The 20,710-nt window shown below is 69.9% G+C and carries 17 protein-coding genes and 2 pseudogenes; 7 read left to right on the forward strand and 12 right to left on the reverse strand.

The annotated features are described in order from the left end of the window. Positions 1-152: 152 nt before the first annotated feature. Together OG734_RS07955 and OG734_RS07960 are read right to left on the reverse strand one after the other, a co-directional pair. Positions 153-2,471 carry a hypothetical protein gene (locus tag OG734_RS07955; protein WP_330286762.1) on the reverse strand — a complete coding sequence of 773 codons (2,319 nt, stop codon included), beginning with the start codon at positions 2,469-2,471 and terminating at the stop codon, positions 153-155. Positions 2,472-2,633: 162 nt separating this feature from the next. After that, on the reverse strand, positions 2,634-2,894 hold the full coding sequence (locus OG734_RS07960) for a helix-turn-helix domain-containing protein (RefSeq protein ID WP_330286763.1): 261 nt from the start codon (positions 2,892-2,894) through the stop codon (positions 2,634-2,636). A 32-nt stretch (positions 2,895-2,926) separates the two neighbouring features. Here OG734_RS07960 and map point away from each other — a divergent pair, with 32 nt between their 5' ends. Together map and OG734_RS07970 are read left to right on the forward strand one after the other, a co-directional pair. Further along, positions 2,927-3,718, forward strand: a complete 792-nt coding sequence (map, locus tag OG734_RS07965) for a type I methionyl aminopeptidase (protein WP_330286764.1) — start codon at positions 2,927-2,929, stop codon at positions 3,716-3,718. A 98-nt stretch (positions 3,719-3,816) separates the two neighbouring features. Then, positions 3,817-4,218 (forward strand): GNAT family N-acetyltransferase, encoded by a 402-nt coding sequence (locus OG734_RS07970; protein ID WP_330286765.1) that lies wholly within the window; start codon positions 3,817-3,819, stop codon positions 4,216-4,218. A 76-nt stretch (positions 4,219-4,294) separates the two neighbouring features. Here OG734_RS07970 and ggt read toward each other — a convergent pair whose 3' ends face one another. Then, a complete protein-coding gene (gene ggt, locus OG734_RS07975; protein WP_330286766.1) occupies positions 4,295-6,115 on the reverse strand; it encodes a gamma-glutamyltransferase in 1,821 nt (606 codons plus the stop codon). A gap of 104 nt (positions 6,116-6,219) precedes the next feature. On the opposite strand from ggt, the gene OG734_RS07980 reads away from it, so the two are divergent. Together OG734_RS07980 and OG734_RS47915 are read left to right on the forward strand one after the other, a co-directional pair. Further along, on the forward strand, positions 6,220-6,978 hold the full coding sequence (locus tag OG734_RS07980) for a hypothetical protein (RefSeq protein WP_330286767.1): 759 nt from the start codon (positions 6,220-6,222) through the stop codon (positions 6,976-6,978). Then, positions 6,979-7,201 (forward strand): annotated as a pseudogene (locus OG734_RS47915) (acyl esterase); the annotation flags it as partial. 36 nt (positions 7,202-7,237) lie between these two features. Here the strand turns inward: OG734_RS47915 and OG734_RS07985 are convergent. The 3 genes from OG734_RS07985 to OG734_RS07995 form a co-directional block, all read right to left on the reverse strand. Then, positions 7,238-7,438, reverse strand: a complete 201-nt coding sequence (locus OG734_RS07985; protein WP_330286768.1) for a hypothetical protein — start codon at positions 7,436-7,438, stop codon at positions 7,238-7,240. A gap of 7 nt (positions 7,439-7,445) precedes the next feature. Further along, positions 7,446-8,189, reverse strand: coding sequence for an amino acid ABC transporter ATP-binding protein (locus OG734_RS07990; RefSeq protein ID WP_330286769.1), 744 nt, complete (start codon positions 8,187-8,189; stop codon positions 7,446-7,448). A gap of 125 nt (positions 8,190-8,314) precedes the next feature. After that, a complete protein-coding gene (locus tag OG734_RS07995; protein ID WP_330286770.1) occupies positions 8,315-8,755 on the reverse strand; it encodes a DUF6278 family protein in 441 nt (146 codons plus the stop codon). A 176-nt stretch (positions 8,756-8,931) separates the two neighbouring features. Here OG734_RS07995 and OG734_RS08000 point away from each other — a divergent pair, with 176 nt between their 5' ends. Further along, positions 8,932-10,749, forward strand: coding sequence for a GDSL-type esterase/lipase family protein (locus OG734_RS08000; protein WP_330286771.1), 1,818 nt, complete (start codon positions 8,932-8,934; stop codon positions 10,747-10,749). A gap of 124 nt (positions 10,750-10,873) precedes the next feature. On the opposite strand, the gene OG734_RS08005 is transcribed toward OG734_RS08000, so the two are convergent. The 6 genes and pseudogenes from OG734_RS08005 to OG734_RS08030 form a co-directional block, all read right to left on the reverse strand. Beyond that, positions 10,874-11,653 carry an exodeoxyribonuclease III gene (locus OG734_RS08005; RefSeq protein WP_330286772.1) on the reverse strand — a complete coding sequence of 260 codons (780 nt, stop codon included), beginning with the start codon at positions 11,651-11,653 and terminating at the stop codon, positions 10,874-10,876. A 36-nt stretch (positions 11,654-11,689) separates the two neighbouring features. Then, on the reverse strand, positions 11,690-12,322 hold the full coding sequence (locus OG734_RS08010) for an MBL fold metallo-hydrolase (protein ID WP_330286773.1): 633 nt from the start codon (positions 12,320-12,322) through the stop codon (positions 11,690-11,692). 72 nt (positions 12,323-12,394) lie between these two features. Beyond that, complete coding sequence (gene pcaDC, locus OG734_RS08015) at positions 12,395-13,690, reverse strand: bifunctional 3-oxoadipate enol-lactonase/4-carboxymuconolactone decarboxylase PcaDC (RefSeq protein ID WP_330286774.1); 1,296 nt, start codon at positions 13,688-13,690, stop codon at positions 12,395-12,397. Positions 13,691-13,722: 32 nt separating this feature from the next. After that, entirely contained in the window at positions 13,723-14,820 is a 1,098-nt protein-coding gene (locus tag OG734_RS08020) for an IS110 family transposase (RefSeq protein WP_330286775.1), read from the reverse strand. A gap of 589 nt (positions 14,821-15,409) precedes the next feature. Next, positions 15,410-16,006, reverse strand: a pseudogene (locus OG734_RS08025) (MFS transporter); the annotation flags it as partial. Positions 16,007-16,115: 109 nt separating this feature from the next. Further along, on the reverse strand, positions 16,116-16,262 hold the full coding sequence (locus OG734_RS08030; RefSeq protein WP_330286776.1) for a hypothetical protein: 147 nt from the start codon (positions 16,260-16,262) through the stop codon (positions 16,116-16,118). Between the two features lie 238 nt (positions 16,263-16,500). Between OG734_RS08030 and OG734_RS08035 the strand changes: the two genes are divergently transcribed. After that, positions 16,501-16,908 carry a hypothetical protein gene (locus OG734_RS08035; RefSeq protein ID WP_330286777.1) on the forward strand — a complete coding sequence of 136 codons (408 nt, stop codon included), beginning with the start codon at positions 16,501-16,503 and terminating at the stop codon, positions 16,906-16,908. Further along, positions 16,905-20,705, forward strand: a complete 3,801-nt coding sequence (locus tag OG734_RS08040; RefSeq protein WP_330286778.1) for a type VII secretion system-associated protein — start codon at positions 16,905-16,907, stop codon at positions 20,703-20,705. The genes OG734_RS08035 and OG734_RS08040 overlap by 4 nt, the downstream gene beginning before the upstream one ends. Positions 20,706-20,710 lie beyond the last annotated feature (5 nt).

Here is a 20,710-nt window from a genome sequence, read left to right on the forward strand (position 1 = left end):
TCGGCTGGACGTCTGAGAGCCTCTACGCCCGTAGACAGAGGTCGTAGGGGCTTGAAAGTAAGCCTCCGGAAGAGCCTTGCCAAGACCATCGTCGTTAACCCGCGGAGTCGATCACGTTTCACACCCCGGTGGGTGAGTCTCGGGCAGCCGGGTCAGGCGCTGTGCCCGGCGACGCGGAGGGCGTGCACCAGATCCCAGTAGCAGTCCTCGGAGGCACCCCGGGCCGCCTCGAGCAGCAGGGGTACGAGTCGCTGGGGGTCGGCGGCGACGCTGCGGGCGGCCTCCTCGGGAGTACGGACCCGGACGTACGCGTCGAGCAGTGCACGCACCTCACGCTGCCTGCCCTTCTCGACGAGCCCGAGCACCGCCTCGCCGACCTCCTGGGCCGGCCGCACGATGCCCTGCCGCAGGATCTGCTGACCGTCGCTCCCCCGCCCCGCCGCGACGAGCGCGTCGGCGGCGGCGACCAGCTGCTCGGCCGGCAGGGAGGCGGCCTCCCAGAGCAGGGTGGCCCAGTCGGCGCCGAGCCCCGCACGGTGCAGCTCGGCGGCGAGCAGCGGAAAACGGGCGGCGGGCCAGTAGGCGGCCTCGACGAGCAGCGCGTGCGCCTCACCGCTGCGACCCTCGCCGCGCAGTCGTACGAGCCTGCGGACGGCGTCGATGGTGTCGTGCCGGGCGTCGTCGTCCAGCGCCTCCCGCACGGGCACCGCGGGCTTGGCGGCAGCGGCGGCCCCGGCGAACCGGGCCCCACGCGGGGTACGGCGGCTCGGGGCAGCGGGCGCGGGCAGTGCCGCCGGTACGGGGGTGGGGTCGACGACGGGCGTGGCGCCGGTATCCGCGTCGTCCATCGCACCGGCGAACCGGGCACTGCCTCGGGTACGACGCTTTGAGCGCTGCTTGGGAGCGGGGCGGGGGTCCGCGGGGGCGGCCTCGGGGGTGGCGGCCGGAGGCTCGTACCAGTCGGCGGGGAGCTGCGGCGCGGTGCGCTCGGCGGGGGTGTCCGAGGTGCCGGGAGCGTCGGCCGGACGGGGGTCGTCGTGGTCGTCCGCGCGGCCGGAGCGGCGAGTGTGTCCGCGCCAGGGGCGCAGGTCGTCGCCGGAACCTGCTCGGCCTGGGCCACCGTCGTCTCCGTGGCGGGCACCGTCAGGGTCGTCCGTGTGGCCTGCACGGCGGCTGTCGTCGCGCCAGCCGCCGGAAACCTCACCGCCGGAACCCTGACGGCCGGGGCTGCGATCGTCCCCGTAGGAGGCGTGGCGGGCGCCATCAGGGTCGTCCGCCCGGCTGTCGTCACGCCAGGCGTGTCCGCCGGTGTCAGGAACCTGACGGCCGACGCTGCGATCGTCCCCGTAAGGATCGGGACGGACACCGTCACGATCGTCCGCCCCGCGACTGTCGCCGCGCCAGGCATGTCCGCCGGTGTCAGGAACCTGACGGCCGACGCTGCGATCCTCCCCGTAAGGACCGGGACGGACACCGTCACGATCGTCCGCCCCGCGACTGTCGCCGCGCCAGGCATGTCCGCCGGTGTCAGAAACCTGACGGCCGACGCTGCGATCGTCCCCGTAGGAGGCGTAGCGGGCGCCATCAGGGTCGTCCGCCCGGCTGTCGCCGCGCCAGGCGGACGCCTCGTTGCCGGAGCCCTGGCGGCCGGGGCCGCGTTCGTCGGCGTAGGGGGCGGGGCCGGAGCCGGAGCCGTCCGAGGTCTGCTGCTGCGGGCCACGCCCGGGCTCGTACCCGGCGGTCGGTCGGTCGTCCGCACGCTGTCCAGGCGCGCCGGACTCGTCGTACCAGGCGGCCGCCCCGTCGTGCGGGCGCTGCTGGTCGGTGTCGGTGCGTTGCCCCGGCAGGGTCAGGGGGTCCGTACTGTGCGTGGCGGCGGGATGCGGGGCGCTCTGGACGCGGCCGGCGAACAGGTCCGCCTCTTCGTCGCCGTCGCGGCGGGGAAAGGGCGCTCGACTCACCGCCCTGCGGGCCAACTGGTCAAGGCGGTACCGGAGTTCGACGCAGCGGGCGGAGGCGCGTTCGTGGTCGTCGTGGGCCCAGGCGAGGTCGAGGCGGAGACCCTCGGCCTCCTCGTGGGTGGCGGCGGAGCCGAGCAACCGCCCCAGTTCGGCGAGCCGTTCGGCGGCGTACTTCTGTTCGCGGAGCATCACGTCGAGCCGGTCCCCGAGGGTGTCGCGGGCGCCGGGCCGGGCGTCGAACGCGGTGAGCGAGGCCTGGTGCAGGGCACGCACCTGCTCGGCCTCCGGGGTGACGGCGCCCGTTCCGTACTCGGCCGCGAGATCCTGGAGCAGCGCCTCCACGACGTCCCACGGCGGGACTTCGCGCCCTTCCAGGCAGGCACGCATGCCGTCGGGGTCGCGCTGCCAGAACACGCCGCACCAGCCCGCGCCCTGGTCGAGGCGGGCCAACAGGCCGTTCAGATACCGCGCGAACTCCCGCACCTGCCCCGGGAGCTGTTCCACCGCCATGACGTCCACCCCATGCCCGACCGGAGTTCTCCGCCCCGTAGAAAACACCAGCCGTGTTACGGATGGGCTACGAGGGGTTTTCGGACCAGACGCAGAGTACCGCGCGCCCAGCGGAACGTGACGTGAGCCACGGTCACAATGGCCAAAACCGCCCCACGCGACTCACGCCGCGATCGGGGCGGGCGGCGCGCACCGCCCGATGAGTTCGTCCATGGACAGCCCGAGAACCGGCGCCAGCGCCGCGACCGTGAAGAAGGCCGGGGTCGGCGCACGGCCTGTCTCGATTTTACGGAGGGTCTCGGCGGAGATCCCGGCGCGGGCCGCGATCTCCGCCATGCTGCGGCCACCGCGTGCCTCACGCAGCAACCGGCCGAGCCGTTCGCCGCGTTCACGCTCTTCGGGAGTGAGAGGAGTGCGTACCATGCCACCATTCTAATACCGGTATAGTAATTGGCATGGTGGAACTCAAGACGGACACAGCAATCGGCGCCATGTACGAGACTGGCCAGGTGGTCGGCAGAGGCCTGACCGCCGTCCAGGAAGCCGCTGACGTGGGCGTTTCTCTACGAGAGCTGGACGAGGTGGCGCACGAGGTGCTGCGCGCGGCCGGGGCGACCTCCCCCTTCCTCGGCTACCGCCCCTCCTTCGCGCCCACCCCGTTCCCGGCGGTGCTCTGCCTCTCGGTGAACGACGCGATCGTGCACGGCATCCCGGACGACTACCGGCTGCGCGACGGCGACCTCGTCTCCGCCGACTTCGGCGCCGAACTGGGCGGCTGGGCCGGCGACTCGGCGATCAGCTTCATCGTGGGCGAACCACGCCCGGCCGACGTACGGCTCGTCGAGACCGCCGAGCGGGCCCTCGCGGCGGGCATCGCGGCGGCGGTCGTCGGCAACCGCATCGGCGACATCGCGCACGCGATCGGCGAGGTGTGCCGTACGGCGGGGTACGGCATCCCCGACGGCTTCGGCGGCCACGGCATCGGCCGCCGTATGCACGAGGACCCCCCGGTCCCCAACGAGGGCCGCCCGGGCCGGGGCATGCCGCTGCGCCACGGGCTGGTCCTGGCGATCGAGCCCATGCTGATCGGCAGCGGCAAGGACGGCTACCACGAGGCCCCGGACGGCTGGACCCTCCGCACGAACGACGGCTCCCGCGCGGCCCATGCGGAACACACGGTGGCGATCACGGAGTCGGGGCCGCGGGTGCTCACGGCGCGGCAGGAGGCGCGTACGAGCCGGGCGTGACCTACGGCCGCATGCGCATCAGGAACGGCACATCCTCCGACGCGTAGAGCATCGCGGCCCTGCACACGGCCAGTTGGCACAGCGCGTACTGCGCGCTGATGCCCGCCGCGCATCAGGGCGTCCTGCCGGCGGCGGAGAACCGCGCGAAGTGGCAGGCAGGCACGAGGGCGCTGTCCGACGAGCGGTGTCTGCTGCTCGCCGAGCAGAACGGCGAGCTGCGCGGCTTCATCCATCTGGACACGTCCGCGGACGGCCGGGTCCACGTGGACGACCTGCACGCCCGGCTGGGCCGCCTCGACGCCGGCGTCGGCCGCATCCTGCTGCACCTCGACTGCGCCTGGGCGGCCCGTCGGCACCCCGGCCGGGATGTCTGCCTGGAGGTGCTGCGCGGCAACGCCCGCGCGATCTCGTTCTACGAGCGCGCGGGCGGCCTGCGCACCGCCGAACGCCCCCTGCGGATGGACGCCGGCTTCACCCGGACGGAGATCGACTACACCTGACCCGCGGCGAAGGTCAGCCCCTACGGGGACGGGCGGCCGCCCTCGAACACCGTGCCGCCGCCCGCCTCCAGGTGACTCAGGACGCCGGCCGCACCACCATGGCCGACCCGCCACCCCGTCGCGCTGTCTCGGCTGCCGCCAGCCACTTGCCGTTCGGCAGACGCTGTACGCCGGTCGCCGCGCCGATCTCGGGGTTGAGCCGGAAGCCGTGGCCGATGGCCTCCAGCTTGGTCCTCAACTCGCTGTCCCACAGGCCCGGTTCAAGCTCGGTGGTCGTCTGGTTGCGCTGGCTCGCGCGCGGTGCGGCGATCGCGTCGACCAGCGGTAGCCCCCGGTCCAGGAAGCCCGTCAGAGTCTGGAGGACGGTGGTGATGATGCTCGCGCCACCCGGGGACCCGAGGGCGACCACCGGCTTGCCGTGTGCGTCCAGGACGATCGTCGGCGACATCGACGAGCGCGGTCGCTTGCCCGGGCCCGGCAGGTTCGGGTCGTGGACGGCCGGACTGGCCGGGGCGAAGGAGAAGTCCGTCAGTTCGTTGTTGAGGAGAAAACCGCGACCCGGGACCGTGATGCCGCTGCCCCCGGTCTGCTCGATCGTCAGCGTGTACGACACGACGTTGCCCCACTTGTCGGCCACCGTCAGATGCGTCGTGTTCTCGCCCTCGTACGTCGTCGGCGCCGCGATGCCGGTGCTCGTGCAGGCAGTCGGGTGGCGCGGGTCCCCGGGCGCGACCGGGCTCGTGAGGACCGCGTCGTCCTTGATCAGGCACTCCCGCGAGTCGGCGTACGACTGCGACAGCAGCTCCTTGGTCGGTACGTCCTCGAAGGCCGGGTCGCCCACCCAGCGTCCCCGGTCCGCGAAGGAGATCCGGCTCGCCTCGATGTAGCGGTGCAGGAACTGGACCTCGCTCGCCTTCGAAAGGTCCGTCTCCTCAAGGATGTTGAGGGCCTCACCGACCGTCGTACCGCCCGACGAGGAGGGTGCCATCGAGTAGACGCCCAGGCCGCGGTACGACGTCTTCGTGGGCGCCTGCCGCTTCACCCGGTAGGCCGCCAGGTCCCTCAGCGACAGATCGCCGGGGCGCGCGTTGTAGCCCGAACCCGGGTCCACCGGCGGCTTGTTGACCGTGTCGACGATCTCCTTCGCCAGCTTCCCCCGATACAGGGCACCGACGCCCTTGCGTCCCAACTCCTCGTACGTACGCGCCAGTTCGGGGTTCTTGAAGCTCGACCCGACCACCGGCAGCGCACCGCCGGGCAGGAACAGCTTCGCCGTGTCCGGGAAGGATCTGAACCGCGCCTCGTTGGACGCGGTCTGCGATCTGAACGTGGCGTCCACGGTGAAGCCGTCCCGCGCGAGCCGCTCCGCCGGCTTCAGCAGCGTCCCGAGCCGTTCGCTGCCCCAACTGTCCAGTGCCGCCTGCCAGGTCGCGGGCGTGCCCGGCGTACCGACGCCCAGTCCGCTGGTGACGGCGTCGGCGAAGGCGATGGGCTGCCCGTTCTCCAGGAACAGGCCCGAGTCGGCCGTCAGGGGTGCCGTTTCGCGGCCGTCGAGCGTCTGTACCGTACGGGACTTGGCGTTGTAGTAGACGAAGTAGCCGCCTCCGCCGATGCCGTTGGAGTAGGGCTCCGTCACCCCGAGCGCGGCAGCCGTGGCGACAGCGGCGTCCACCGCGTTGCCACCCTTGCGCAACACCTCGATCCCGGCAGCCGAGGCATCCGCGTCGACGCTTGCCACGGCACCGCCGTATCCGACGGCGACCGGGACCTTCTTCACCGACGTACCCGCAGCCGCGTCCGTGGACGTGGTCGCGGAGGGCGGAGCCGCCGCCCCCACCGACACCACGGCAGCCGAAACCGCCAGGACCGCCAGATTCCGCGCGACAGGGCGACGCATCAAATACCTCCAGTCAACGACCGTCCGCGCAGCGTAACTGCATCCCGATGGTCCCGTAAGGGCCCCTCGAACACCGTTGCGGTTGACCGCTAGCATGCGCGCCCATGACTGACGACGTGCGCAATATCGTCCTCGGTGTGGTCGCGGCCGGTATCAGCGCAGCCCTCGGCTGGCTGGCCCGCACCTATCTGTGGAAGCGCAAACTCCGCCGCAAGCAGGCCTTCTTCGGGCTGCCGGACAACTCCGAGTCGCTGCTCGTGGTGAACCGCGAGGCCGGTGGCCCCGAGTTGACGGTGATGCGCCACGACGTGTTCGCCCTGCTGGAACTCGCCGCGCTCATCAAGGACTGCAACGCCCACGCGCAGGTCGTCGCTCACGACGCCACGCAGCAGGGGGTCGGCGAGCGGACCGAGTTCTGCGTGGGCGGCCCGGCCTCCAACCGCCGCATGCTGGCCCATCTGCACTCGCTGCTCCCCGGCGTCCGCGTCAACGTCGACGCCGAACCCGGCCCGGACCGTGGCGCCTTCCAGATCGGCACCGAGCGCTACCGGCTGGAGGCGGGCATGGGCGAGTACGTGATCCTCGCTCGGCTCACCGCCGTCCAGAGCGGCGAAACCCGACCCGTCTTCCTCTTCTGCGGCCAGCGCGCGATCACCAACCAGGCGGCGACCCGCTATCTCGCCCGCAACCACGAACGGCTGGCGCGCAAACACGGCAACAACTCCTTCGCCCTGCTTCTGAAGGTCGTCAACTCGCAGGCGTACGGACCCGATGTCGTCGAGGTCGTCACGGACATCACCCGAGCCGCGCAGACCCCGCTGCCGGCCGTTGCGGCAGCACGCACCGCACACCGCGCCTCCTAGCAGCACGTACGCGAAGCGGCCACGTTGCACATGACGGGCGCCAGAACCAAGGAGAGCGGCACCCTCGTCGCGTACTTCTGCGACGTGGGCCCGCTCGGCCTCGGCAAGCTGGTCAGCCCGGTCGACCCGCTCTGCGTCGAGCACAACCCGACCGGCGCAGCTGACCTCCTGCTTGCCGGAGCACGACCCCTCATGGGTGTCGATACCCCTGCGCAAGCAGTGATCTCCGGCTGCCGCCGAGCGAACGCATGCCCTCCAACTACTGCCCGCCTGGCAGCAGCGTCCCTGCTTCGGCCGGCGCCACGGCCTCGGCCTCGGTCCCCGTCCCGATGGGGATGAACGGCAAATCGTAGTCGAGGTTCGGCGCGGCCGGCCTCCCGGCCCGGGCCGTCGTCGGGAGGTTGCCCGTCGGCGGGTTGACCGCATCCTCAACTCCCTTGGTGACAACCGCTGTTGGCATCCTGGCCTCAATGCTTGAGAATCTTGGAGAGGAAGTCCTTGGCGCGGTCGCTGCGCGGGTCGGTGAAGAACTGCTCGGGGCTGCGGTCCTCGACGATACGACCGTCGGCCATGAAGACGACCCGGTTGGCGGCCGAGCGGGCGAAGCCCATCTCGTGGGTGACGACGACCATCGTCATACCTTCGCGGGCCAGTTGCTGCATGACCTCCAGAACCTCGTTGATCATCTCCGGGTCGAGCGCGGACGTCGGCTCGTCGAAGAGCATGACCTTGGGGTCCATGGCGAGGGCGCGGGCGATGGCCACACGCTGCTGCTGGCCGCCGGAGAGCTGAGCCGGGTACTTCGGTGCCTGCGAGGCGAGGCCGACGCGGTCGAGGAGTTCACGGGAGCGCCTGTCGGCCTCCTCCTTCTTGCGTCCACGCACCTTGACCTGGCCCAGCGAGACGTTCTGCAGGACGGTCTTGTGGGCGAAGAGGTTGAACGACTGGAAGACCATCCCGACTTCGGCACGGAGCCGTGCGAGAGGCTTGCCCTCGTCGGGCAGCAGCTGTCCGTCGAGTCTGATCGTCCCGGACTCGATCGGCTCCAGCCGGTTGATCGCCCTGCACAGAGTGGACTTGCCCGACCCTGACGGGCCGATGACCACGACCACCTCCCCCCTGCTGACGGTGAGGTTGATGTCCTGGAGAACATGCAGTTCACCGAAGTGCTTGTTGACTTCATGCAGCTCGATCAACGGATCGACAGCCATGCCCAGCCCTACTCACTTCTCAGCTGTGTCGTGGTCGCCGCAAACTATCCAGACGGGAGTGGACTTAATACCCGACACGCACTTCCGGGCATTAGCCGTATTTACGCCAAATGCGGTCCCCGTGCCTATGCCTCCGCGACCTCCGCGTACAACTGCGACAACTCGGGAGCTCCGCTGGACGCCCACTCATGACCGGAGGCGACGACATCGAACTCACGGCCCGACGACAGCCGTACGACGGGCTGGCCGTTCGGCCAGAAGTCCCAGGCGGCACCCGGGACCGTCCGCACGATGACCGTGCCGAGGTAGAGGCCCGCGTCGTTGCCGAGCCAGGACAGCGACTCCTCGTCGTCCCGCCAGCCCGGCAGCAACTGGTCCAGCGCCTCCAACGAGGCGGCGGAGTCGTCGAGTTCGACACCCGCCCCTTCCGCCTGGGAGCGCAGCAGCTCGCACTCGGAAAGAAGCCCGGCGACCGCCTCGGGATCCGGCTCGCCCTCGGAGAACACCGCCACACCTCGGGCGGGTCCATGCCTCTTGCGCCAGTTGCCCAGGAAAGGGATGTTCATACGTCCAGCCTGTCATTCACACCGCCGACCGCACCACAGGGCGCGCGGAGACGCCGGTTCCGGCCAAGTTCCCCGTGTCCTCCTGCCCGGTACGGCTCCCGCTTGACGGGCCCCCTGGTAGCTCTTTAGCTTCACACTGCACTGAGCGGAGGGCCGAGCGGACCGGGAGAACAGGCATGCGGCTAGGTGGCCGAGGCGAGCGGGCACCGGGAATCCGGAGTCTCTCGGGGCCGGGCATCATCCTCGCCCTGTGCGCGACACTGACACCCCTGTCGTCCACGGACCGGACAGCCGAACCCCTCCCCCTCACCCGGTACTTCGACAACACCGCCGTCAGCGACGACGCCCTCCCCGACGCCGCCGACTTCGACGGCTCGGGCGCCTCCCTGTCGGCCCAGGACCTGAACTCCGCCGGCTGGACCAGGGGCCGCGCCCTCACCGTCCAGGGCGCCCGGCTGACCTGGCCGCAGCGGGACCCGGGCGAGCCGGACAACGTCCGCGCCGCCGGCCAGCCCGTACGCGTCCATGGGGAGGGTGACGCCCTGGCGTTCCTCGTCGCCGGCACCAGCGGCTCCGAAGTGAGCGGCGCGGGCATGGTCTCGTACGCCGACGGCACGCAGTCCCCGTACTGGCTGACCGCCCCCGACTGGCGCGCCGGCCCCCTCGGCGCCAAGACGGTCGCGCTGCCGCACGTGAACACGCCCACTGGCCAACTCGCCGAGAAGGCACGGCTGTTCGTCGTCACCGTGCCGATCACACGAGGGCACGAGGTCGCCTCCGTCCGGTTGCCGTACGCGGCCGACCTGCATGTGTTCGCACTCTCGGTACGGCCCGACACGGCCGGCTGGACGGGCAGTTGGGCGGCACCGACCTCGACGTACGCGACCGTGGGCCCGTGGACCGACCGGACGTTGCGGCTGGTGGTCCACACGTCGGCCGGCGGGCCACGGGTACGGGTCCGCTTCGACAACACCTTCGCGTCGGCGCCGGTACGGATCGGCAGCGCGACGGTGGCCGTGCAGGCGACGGGCGCCACGGCGAGCGATACGCCGGTACCGCTGACGTTCCGAGGTGCGCGCGGCGCCGAACTCCCGGCCGGGGCACAGGCGTTCAGCGACCCGCTGGACTTCGCGGTGCCCGCGGACGCCAATCTGCTGGTGAGTTTCCATCTGCCCGGCACGGTGACGGCGGCCCCGCTGCACCAGCTCGCGCAGCAACGCTCGTACGTCAGTGAGCCGGGCGACCACACGGCGGACGGCTCCCCGACGCCGTACACCTCGACGCTGACGACGTGGCCGCTGCTGACCGGGGTGGACGTCGGTGACGGGCCGGGCTCGGTCGTGGTGCTCGGCGACTCGATCACCGACGGCCAGCGCTCGACCCTGGAAGCGAACCGGCGCTGGCCCGATGTGCTCGCCGACCGGCTGCGGGCCCAGAGCGCGGTTCCCTCCTACGGCGTCCTCAACCAGGGCATCTCCGCGAACCGTGTCCTCACCGACCGCTACCCGGGCGACGGCGTCTCGACCGACTCGGGCGGGGTGAGCGCCCTGCACCGCCTGGACCGGGACGTCCTCGCCCAGACCTCGGCGCGTACGGCGATCGTCTTCCAGGGCGTGAACGACCTGCGGACGGGTGCGGCGGCGGAGGATGTCATCGCTGGTCTGCGGGAGCTGGCGGAGCGGGTGCGTGCGCGCGGGGTGCGGGTGCTGGTCGCGACCATCGGGCCGTGCGGGGGTGAAGCGCGGTGCACTTCGGTGGTCGACGGGCAGCGTGGGGCCGTGAACACGTGGATCCGGGAGGAGGCTGTGTCCGACGGCGACTCCGGTTCCGGTTCCGGTTTTGACGGGTTCGTCGACTTCGATGCGGCGCTGCGGGATCCGGCGCAGCCGACGCGGTTGCTGCCCGCGTATGACAGTGGTGACCATCTGCATCCCGGCGATGCGGGGTTGGCTGCGCTGGCGGGGGCGGTGGAATTGGGGGCGCTGGTTCCGTAGGGGCCGTGGGTGCGGCTGCCGTCTCCGGGGGCTCCGCCCCTGGACCCCCGTTCGCGCTGAACGCGCTCGTCCTCAATCGCCGGACGGGCTGGAGGTGTGTGTCCGGCGCTGAAAAGCGTCTCCCCTACACCTCCAGGTCCACCACCACCGGTGCGTGATCCGACGCGCCCTTGCCCTTGCGCTCCTCGCGGTCGACATACGCGTCCTTCACCGCCTTGGCGAACGGCTCGTTGCCGTAGACCAAGTCGATGCGCATGCCCCGGTTTTTGGGGAAGCAGAGCTGGCGGTAGTCCCAATACGTGTACGGACGGTCGTACTTCAGGGGCCGGGGCACCACGTCCGTCAGGCCCGACTCGCGCAGGGCGGCCAGTGCGGCACGCTCCGGCGGGGTGACATGGGTGAGGCCCTCGAAGGCGGCCAGATCGTAGACGTCGTCGTCGGTCGGGGCCACGTTGAAGTCGCCCAGGACGGCGAAGGGGCGGCCGGCGGCCGCGTCGGCCGCGACCGCCGCCTTCAGGGCCTCGAACCAGCTGAGCTTGTAGGCGTAGTGGGGGTGGGCCACCTCGCGGCCGTTCGGCACGTACACCGACCAGACGCGGACCGGGCCACAGGTCGCGGAGACCGCGCGGGGCTCCTCGACGCCCTCGTAGCCGGGGTCGCCGGGCAGGCCGCGCACCACGTCCTCCAGACCGACGCGGGAGATCACCGCGACGCCGTTCCACCTGCCGGTCGCGTTGACCGCCACCTCGTAGCCCAGCTCGCGCAGTTGGTCGGACGGGAACTGCTCGGCGGCGACCTTGGCCTCCTGGAGGCACAGCACGTCCGTGCCGCTGCTCTCCAGCCAGGCCAGCAGCCTCGGCAGGCGGGCGGTGATCGAGTTCACGTTCCAGGTCGCGATACGCATGCCCCACAACCTACCCGCCGGGTCTGACAACGCCTCTCAGACCTCCGCCGACGTTCCCGGCGCCAGCCTCAGGTGCTCTGATCCGCCGAGGCCGCCCACCAGCCGGTCGTAGATCGGGCGGGCGAGGTCCGTGAGAAGGGCGTCGTGGATGTCGTACGCGCGCTGCGGCTTGACCTCGCGGACGTACTCGACGACCTCGGACAGCTTGCTCCACGGGGCCATGACCGGGAGCAGCAGGGTGTCGACCGGGTGGTCCGGGACGGTGAAGGCGTCGCCGGGGTGGAAGACGGCGCCGTCGACGAGGTAGCCGACGTTCGTGATGCGCGGGATGTCCGGGTGGATCACGGCGTGCAGTTCGCCGTGGACCTGGACGTCGAAGCCCGCGGCGGTGAACGTGTCGCCGTGGCCGACGGTGTGGACGCGGCCCGGGAAGGCCGCGGAGAGCTGTTCCGCGACCGCGGCGAGGGTCCAGAGCTCGGCGGCCGGGTTGGCGTCCAGGGCGGCGCGCAGCCTGCCCTCGTCGAAGTGGTCGGCGTGCTCGTGGGTGACCAGAATCGCGTCGGCGCCGGCCGCGGCGTTCTCCTCGCTGAATCCCCCGGGATCGAGGACGAGCGTCTGCCCGTTCTTCTCCAGGCGGATGCAGGCGTGCGACTTCTTCGTGAGCTTCATGGGTCCATCCTGCCGCGCGGGCCCGGGCTGTGAACGGCTGGGGCTGGTGCTCTCACCACCCGGCTGGGAAGGTCACCCCTCGGGCGTCGTCTCCTCGCGGATGACCTGCTGGGCCACCTTGAACGCGCTGTTCGCGGCCGGTACCCCGCAGTAGACGGCGGCCTGGAGCAGCACTTCCTTGATCTCGACCGGGGTGAGGCCGTTACGGAGGGCGGCGCGGGTGTGGAAGGCGAGTTCGTCGAGATGGCCGCCCGCGACGAGGGCGGTGAGCGTGACACAGCTGCGGGACCGCCGGTCGAGACCGGGCCGGTTCCAGATCTCGCCCCACGCGTATCTGGTGACGAAGTCCTGGAAGTCCCCGGAGAACTCGTCCGCCTGCGTGAGCGCCCGGTCGACGTGGGCGTCGCCGAGCACCTCGCGCCGGACCTTCATCCCCGCGTCGTACTGGTCCGGACGGCCCTGTGCCTCGGGCTGTACGGCGGGCGGGGCGATCTCCGCGATGGGGGTGATCGGCTGGGGTGCTGCCAGGGCCGGCTTGACGGGAGCCGCCGAGATGGCCGTCTGGCCGGTGCCGATGTCGTACGCGGGCTGCCAGGCCGTCGAGAAATGACGTACGAGAAGGTCGGTGACGGCCGCGGGCTGCTCGACCGGGACCAGGTGGGAGGCGCCGGGCACCACCGCGAGGCGGGCGTCCGGGATACCCGCGACCAAAGTGCGGGCCTCGGCGGGGCCGGTGACCTGGTCGTCCGAGCCGACGAGGACGAGGGTCGGCACACCGACGCGGGCCAGTTCGCCCCGTACGTCGAAGGCGGCGAGCGATTCGCAGGCCGCGATGTAGCAACCGGGGTCGGTGGTGCGGACCATCTGTACGGCCCACTCGGTGATCGCGGGCTGCGCGGCGGCGAAGCCGCTGGTGAACCAGCGCTCGGGGGAGGTGCGGGCGATGGGATCGAGCCCGTTCGTCCGGACGATCACCCCGCGCTGGCGGAACTCGTCGGCCGTCCCGAACCGGGGCGAGGCGGCGATCAGCGCGAGCGAGGCAAGCCGCTGTGGGTGGCGCAGCGCCAGTTCGGTGCCGATCGCGCCGCCGAGCGCGCAGCCCGCGTAACCGAAGCGCTGCACGCCGACGGCGTCGAGCGTGACGAGCAGACGGGTGGCCAGGTCGGTGACCGACCCGGCGGGGTGGGCCGGGGCACCGCCGTGCCCGGGCAGGTCGAAACGGAAGACCCGCCACTGCTTCACCAGCTCCGGCACCTGCCGGTCCCACATGTGCCATGTGGTACCCAGTGAGGGGCCCAAGATCAGGACGGGAGCCTCTTCTGGCCCGTCAAAGCGGTATTGCAGGGTGTTCGACGGTGTCTCACTCACGCGTCAGACCCTCTCACGTCTCACGGACGCCCCTATAACGCGGGGGTGCGGGAAACCGGTCTGACCAGGTTGAAGACCTCTCGGGCGGCATATCGCTTGAGGCATCGGATGATCTCACGGCGGGTCTTGCCCTCCTGGGTGCGGCGTTCGTAGTACGCCTGGGTGCGCGGGTCGTGGCGCAGCCGGGTGAACACGATGCGGTGCAGGGCGGCGTTCGCCTGGCGGTCGCCGCCGTGGTTGAGCCGGCGCGTGCTCCGCCGGCCCGAGGAGTACTCGACGGGGCTGACTCCGCAAAGGGCGGCGAAGGATGCCTCGGTGTTCAGCCGCTCGGGGTTGTCTCCCATGGTGATCAGGAGCGTGACGGCACTGTCCGGGCCGATGCCCACCGGGACGAGCAGCTGCGGGGCGTGGCGCCCGACGAGCCGGGTCAGGCGCCGGTTCAGCTCATCGATCTGCCCGGTGAGCTGCTCGATACGCTCCGCGAGCAAGCGCAGCGTCATGTGGGTGGCCTGGGCCACCGCGTCCTCGTCTCCCCCACCGTCGCGCGGGCTGAAGCGCGCGCAGGTGCGGAACAGCTCGGCATTGCCGAGGTTCGACAGCCGTTCCCGCAGAGCGGGGTCGGCGATGACCAGGACGGCCTTGAGCTGGTTGATCGCCTGGGTGCGGGCCTTGACCGCGGAGTCCTTGGCGAGTTTGAACATCCGGGCGCTGTGCACCGGACCGTCGCCGGTTTTGGCCCGCGCCCGGGCGCGACCACTGAGCACAGCCCGCGCAGCAGCCTGCGCATCGAGCGGGTCCGACTTCCCGAGCAGACGGCGGGCCGAGCGATCGGGCCGGTTCACTTCATACACCTGGACGTCCTGAGCCAGCAGATAGCGGGACAGGCCCGCGCCGAAAGTGCCCGTGCCCTCCACACCAGCCCGGCGCACCATCCCCAGCCTGCGGGCCCACACGAGCAACTGTCGGTAGCCGGCCGCCGTGGCCGGAAAGGACTCGGTGCCCAGGATCTTCCCGAGCGGGGAGATCACGGCGGCAACATGCACCTCACTGTGCGTGTCCACGCCCAGAACGACCTCGCGCCGAACGGGCGGATCCGTGCTCGAGGAGGTGCTGCGCTGTCTGGTCGTCATGATTGGTTCGCCTCCCGCGTGGTGACGTACTGGGTGGCTGGCACCAGGCTGCTCGGGCGGTCTGAACCGTGATGGCGCCTGAACTTCGGCAAGGCCCCTATTGGGACACGCCCTGTGGCTCGGTGACAGCAGACACCATCCCGCAACGACAGTCGACAAGCCCGTGACTGGACACTTCGGTCAAAGATCTCATGAGTCAGACCCCCGCCCGGGACAGCACCACGCAACAGTCCCACCAGCACCGGCACAACGACATGATCCGATCGCTGCCGGATGGCTTCGTCCGAACTGGTGCTCAATCTGGCCTGGACGGGCTGACAGTGAGTTGACTTCTCGTCCACCCATGACCGGCATTGACGGACAGCCGTGTGGCCCGCCTTACCGGGAGTCCGTCGTCGGCCATGGCACGAACGGGCTGGACGAAGTCGGCATGCCCGCCAGCCTCCGCTTCCGAGCCTGAGAACGAACGTCAACTCCTGCGGGGCCAGGGGCTCCGGCATCAGACACCCCGCTCACGCCGTGCGCATGCTGCCCCGCCCGCCGCAGTACGGCGGGCGGGGCATTACGTCCACCTGCTCAGCCCGTCACATCACACCGAATCCGGCTGCTGGACGCTCTCACGGGGACCATGGCCCGGCGTCACTATCAATGCCACGACCGCTGCGGCGGCCACGACGGCGCCGGTGGTGAAGCCTCGCGAGAAGCCCGCCTCATCGGTTCCGGCGATGCTCGCCGCGGCCATGCTGGAGACGACGGCGGCGCCCAGCGAGTCGGCGAACTCGTGGAAGGTACTCACGATTGCGGAGGCGAGGCCAGCTTCGTGGGGTTCGATCTGCCCCAGCGCGGTGGCGGAAGCGACGACGAAGAGCACTCCGGTGCTGGCGGCAGCCACCGCGATGCCGATCACGAGGGCGGGGGTGCTGTCCCAGAGCGCGGGAATCATCATGCCGACGGCGGCGAGGAGACGACCGGACACCCCCAGCATCCAGGGTCCGGCGCTCCCGATCACGCGGCCTGCCGCGGTCGCCCCTGCCATCGTCGCCAGCGCGACGGGCAGGAAGAGCAGGCCGGTTTCGAACGCCCCGAATCCACGGTGGTCCTGCAGGGAGAACGTACCGAGGAAGAACATCATGATCATCAAGGCGGTGGCCACGAGGATCAGCAGCGCTCCCGTCGCGACCGGCCGACGGAAGCCTGACGTCCATCAGCGGAGACGCCGCCCGGCGCTGACGGACGACGAAGGCCCCGTAAAGGAGCACCGCAGCGGCGACCAGCCCGGCTGTCGCCATCGTGCTTCATCCCTTGTCGCCGACCCTGATCAGAGCGTAGGTCAGAGTGCCGGTGGCGGCCATGACCAGTACCGCGCCCACCACATCGAGCCGACCCCGCGTGGCCGTTCGCGACTGCGGCGGGAGCTGCGCCGCAGGGCGACGAAAAGACATTCTTATGAATGTACCGAACGGTTCACGCGAGATTGTGTGATCCGTGCGTGGGAGTCTCTGCCGGGGCGGATTGCTGCGATCACGATGGGTGCAAGCGCCGGCATCCAGTGTAAGACCGGAGCATCTCTGAGGCCCGGTATCGCCTCACATCGAATGGCGGTCGGCGTTATCGTCGAAGTGTGAGAACCGGCGCATGCTCGCTCGGGGAGTGACGCCGACGAGTGAACTGGGGTGGCACATGGATGCCAGTCTGACCGCAGCGGAAGTCACTCCTTACGTGGTGAGCGCGATCGGTGCCTACGGGACCGCGGTGCTCACTCGTGCCAGAGATCAGGCAGCGGACGCCACCGTTTCGCTCGGGCGGGAGATCTTGCAGCGCTTCACGCGGCGGAACCGGCATCGGCAGGAGCTGGAATCCGCTGTCAGCGATGTGGCGGAAGATCCTCAAGACTCCGATTTCCAGGCGGCGTTGCGCGGACAGTTGCGCCGCATTCTCGAGGGGGATCCGGAGCTGGCCGCCGAACTCGGCACGTTGCTGACCGAGTCGGGCGCTGACATCACGGCGCTGGGTGAACGCGCTGTGAACATTGGGCACATGACCGGCGGCAATGTCGTCACCGGCGATCGCAACCGGATCAGCGGGTGACTTCCGAGGATTCACCCTCGGGCGACCGCTGGGTGGCCGCGGAGCGCATCGTCGACTCCGTCGTGGTGACCGGTGACGGAAACATCGTCATCTACTACGCCGACGGCGGGCACGTCGAACCTGTCGCTCCCGCCTCCCGCGCCGATGCCGTGCGCCTGCTTTTCGGGCCGGAGCCGACCGTCCCGGCATCCCGGCCGTGGGCTTGGCTCACCCCGGAAGCCGGAGTACATCCCCTGGTGAGCCGGCCTGAGGAAGCTCAGCTGATCGAGTGGGCACGCGACGGCCGTGGAACCGCGTTGCGACTTGTCTGCGCACCCTCGGGCCAGGGCAAGACCACCCTGGCCCTGCAGGTCTGCGCCCGGCTCCGGGATCTGGGCTGGACAGCAGGTGTCCTCGATCTCGAACGGATTCTCTCCCCGTCTGCCGCCGGCACGGAGGCGATGGCCGGGTCACTGGCGCGGTCGGTCCGGCGCTGGGATCGTCAACTCGCCGCGGTCGCAGCTCTCCCGAGGCTGTCCGGCCGAGCCCTGCTCGTGGTCGACTCCGCCGAAGTACACCGATCGCGGATCGAGGAACTGCTGCACACGGTCGCCGAACTCCCCACCGTGCAAGGCGTGCCGCCCGTGAAACTGCTCTTGCTCGCTCGGGACACTGGAGCGTGGTGGGAGGAACTCTCCGTCGGTAGCGACCGCCACTACTGGATCGAGCGGCGGGTGATGTGGTTGGCACCCGCCACGGAAGGGATGAGCGCCGCCGGGCTGGGCGAGATGTGGCGTGACGCGACCGCGGGATTCACCCGGGCTGCCGAACAGGCGGGCATGAACCTCGCCCCCGGATCAGCGGATGCGATCGCCGAGGGCTGCCCCACCGTCGTCCCGACCACTCTGCATCTGTACGCCGCAGCGCTCCTGCGCATCCTCGACGCCGTGGAAGGACAGGCCGCCTCGCTGGACTACCTGGACCACCCGATCACGGGGTTGGTCGAACACGAACAGCGCTATATGGCAGGCGCGTTCGCCGCCGTCGGCGTGCCCATCAGTCATGACCGCGCGCGCATGCTCCTCGCACTGGTCTGCCTCCACGCCCCGCCGGATGAGCCAGCCGCAGTGCGCACGCTGGGGCGCGTCGAGACGACGGTAGCGCGCGGCGATCTCGCCAGGATGGCGAGACAGTTGCAAGCCCTCTACCCGGGTGGTGGTCGATCGCTGTGGCGGGCTCCGGGACCGGACCGCCTGGCCGACTCAGTCCTGCATGCACTGGCGGCCGGCAGCCGATCGGATATCGAAGCCGAGCGTCTGTTTCGTATCCTGTGCGGAACGGACGACTGGTTCGAGGGCGGGGACTGCGCCCGCGTCCTGATCAGGGCGCTGGGAACGGCAAGCGAAGAACCGACAGCTTCAGCAACCCTCACCCAACGCATCGACAAGGCCGTGAGCGCGTTGATTCTCGAGCACCCCCGAGGATATGTGGCGGCGGCGCTGGAAACGGCCGCGGACCGGTTCGAGCAGCAGATCCGGACAGCAATCGACGGACACAGCGGAACCGCTCCCGCGTCCAGGCTGGGAGTCGGTGAGCTCGAGGCACTCGACCTCCTTCTCGGCTCCCTCACGAGCAGCGACAGCCGGGCCAGGATCGCTGTCTCGATCTCCGACAGACTCGTCCATGCACCGGTGGACCGGCAGGGCATCAGTGCATGGCAGGCAACCGACAAGCTGACGAAACTCGTTCGCTACGCCCGCGCCCTCCAGCGGACGTGCGACCTGCAGACCGCCTCCAGCGTCGCGAGTGAAGCGGTGGCTCTGGTGCACTGGATGTGGGAGTCCGGTGAGGCGGCAGCCAACGGACGTATCGCACAGAGACTGTCACGAGCGAGCAGCGAACTGGCCGCAGCCGGCCTGGACGACGCAGCACTCGAACTCAGTGCCGTCGCGGTGGAGAGCGCATGGTCGTCACTGTCCTCTCCCGAACCCCTGGAGGTCGCGGATCGTGCGGCGATCCTGAACAGCCACTCCCAGCGGTTGTCCGCCCTTCAACAGACGCACGCCGCCGCCGGATGCTCCGCAGAATCGCTGGCGCTGTACCGTGAGGCAGCGCGGCAGAAGCCCGGCCGCTACGAACTGGAGTTGACCCGCGCACAAGCTGACTACGGCATGAAGCTGTTGGCGGCACACTGTTCACAGCAGGCGAAGCCTTATCTTGCCGACGCTCTCACCGCATATCGGCGCTACCTTGCGGCCAACGACAGGCCAGGCACCCGCTACAGCCTGGTACTGACACTGCGCGCATACGGAGCGGTCCTGCGTGATCTCGGGCGAACGACACACGCGATTCCCTACGTCGAGGAAGCGGTCGAGGTGCAGCGCGCACTGGCCACGCATGACCCCGACGCCACCATGGATCTCGCGATCGCGCTCAACCAACTGGGGGCGACCGTCGCCGAGACCGGCTCCCAGGAGGCGGGGTGTCGCCACTTGGAGGAGGCCGTCAGCACGCTCCGAGGCATGCGTGCCGAGCCTCGCGTGACGGAGAAACTGGCGAGCGCGCTGGCCAACCTCGGGACTCTGTACGGAGAGTGCGGCGATCCGGCACGTGCGGTGCGCTTCCTCGAAGAAGCTCTGGCCCTCACGGAAACCCCAGATGCGCGTCTGAATGGGGCATTCAACGACATCAAGACAACGGCACACAATCTTTCACTGGCCCTGAGTCAGCTGGGAGACGACACCCGGGCGGAACGGGTACGCGCCCGTTTCTTCGATCCCAGGGAGCAAAGCCCAGCCCTTCCCGTCATACGAACAGCGGCTGAAGTCAAGACCGAGATCCCGCCGGTAACCGAGGAGCTGAGGGCTGCGGCGCGACGGATGTCTGGAGGCCATCTGTACGTCATCGACCCCGCCTTCGATCCACAGGGCGAGGTGCCGGCGCACGGAATCAAGGGCGCGTTCCAAGTCGGCGCCAATGGCGAGATCACTGGATTCGAAGCCAACGAACGCTATCGTCCCTCGCCCGTCGCGCTGAACTTCCCGGCGACGACAGATCCTGTGGACGAGGCCACTCAGCTGGCTCTGGCCGGCTACGGGTCTGAATCGGCGTTGGAGCGTGCGCTTAGGTCGGCCACGGTCGCAGTTGCTGAGTCGGCCCCGTCCAGTAAGTCAGCGCTGGAGACGGCGGTTTTCACCTCGGCGAGCCACATTCCCGAAGGCATTGCGGCCACCTGGATCTCCGGCGAGAAACTGCTGGCGTCGCTCCCGGCGGGGGTCGTGATCCGCATCAACCCTGCCTCACCGGTCGCCTACAGGCTCGATCGGACTGGCCGGATCGCAGAAGGCCCAGGAGAATCGGAGCAGCCTTGCAAGAGCACGCCCGACACAGTGACCCTCCGTGCTCCCGGAGCCCCCCGTCAGCACCCGCCTCCATCTGCCCCCCGTGCCCTTGCCCAACCCGCCATCCCGGAAGACGAAGTCGCCCGGCTGTGTGCCCGGTACACCGACGGTGAGCCAGTATTCGATCTACTCGCAGCCGCACTCAGCAGAAGCCGCGTCTGGCACATCACCACGAGCGGCGACCGTCATCACCGCATCATCGCGCGGTTGTATGACGGGCGTCCCGCCGTCTTCGTCTACAGTTCGCGCGAGCTTGCCTCGACAAGCGTGCTGGCCTTCTTTGAAGGGGCTCGATTGTCCGAAGCGATGATGGGCGACCTCCTCAAGGCGCTTCCCCCCGCGACCTATGTAGTGGTCAACAATGAGGGACCTCATTCGCTGCAGATTTCCGCTGCGGACCTGCTGGTCTATGGCTGATCGCA

Origin of the sequence: Streptomyces sp. NBC_00576 (genome assembly GCF_036345175.1) — a bacterium.
In the GTDB taxonomy this organism is placed as follows: domain Bacteria; phylum Actinomycetota; class Actinomycetes; order Streptomycetales; family Streptomycetaceae; genus Streptomyces.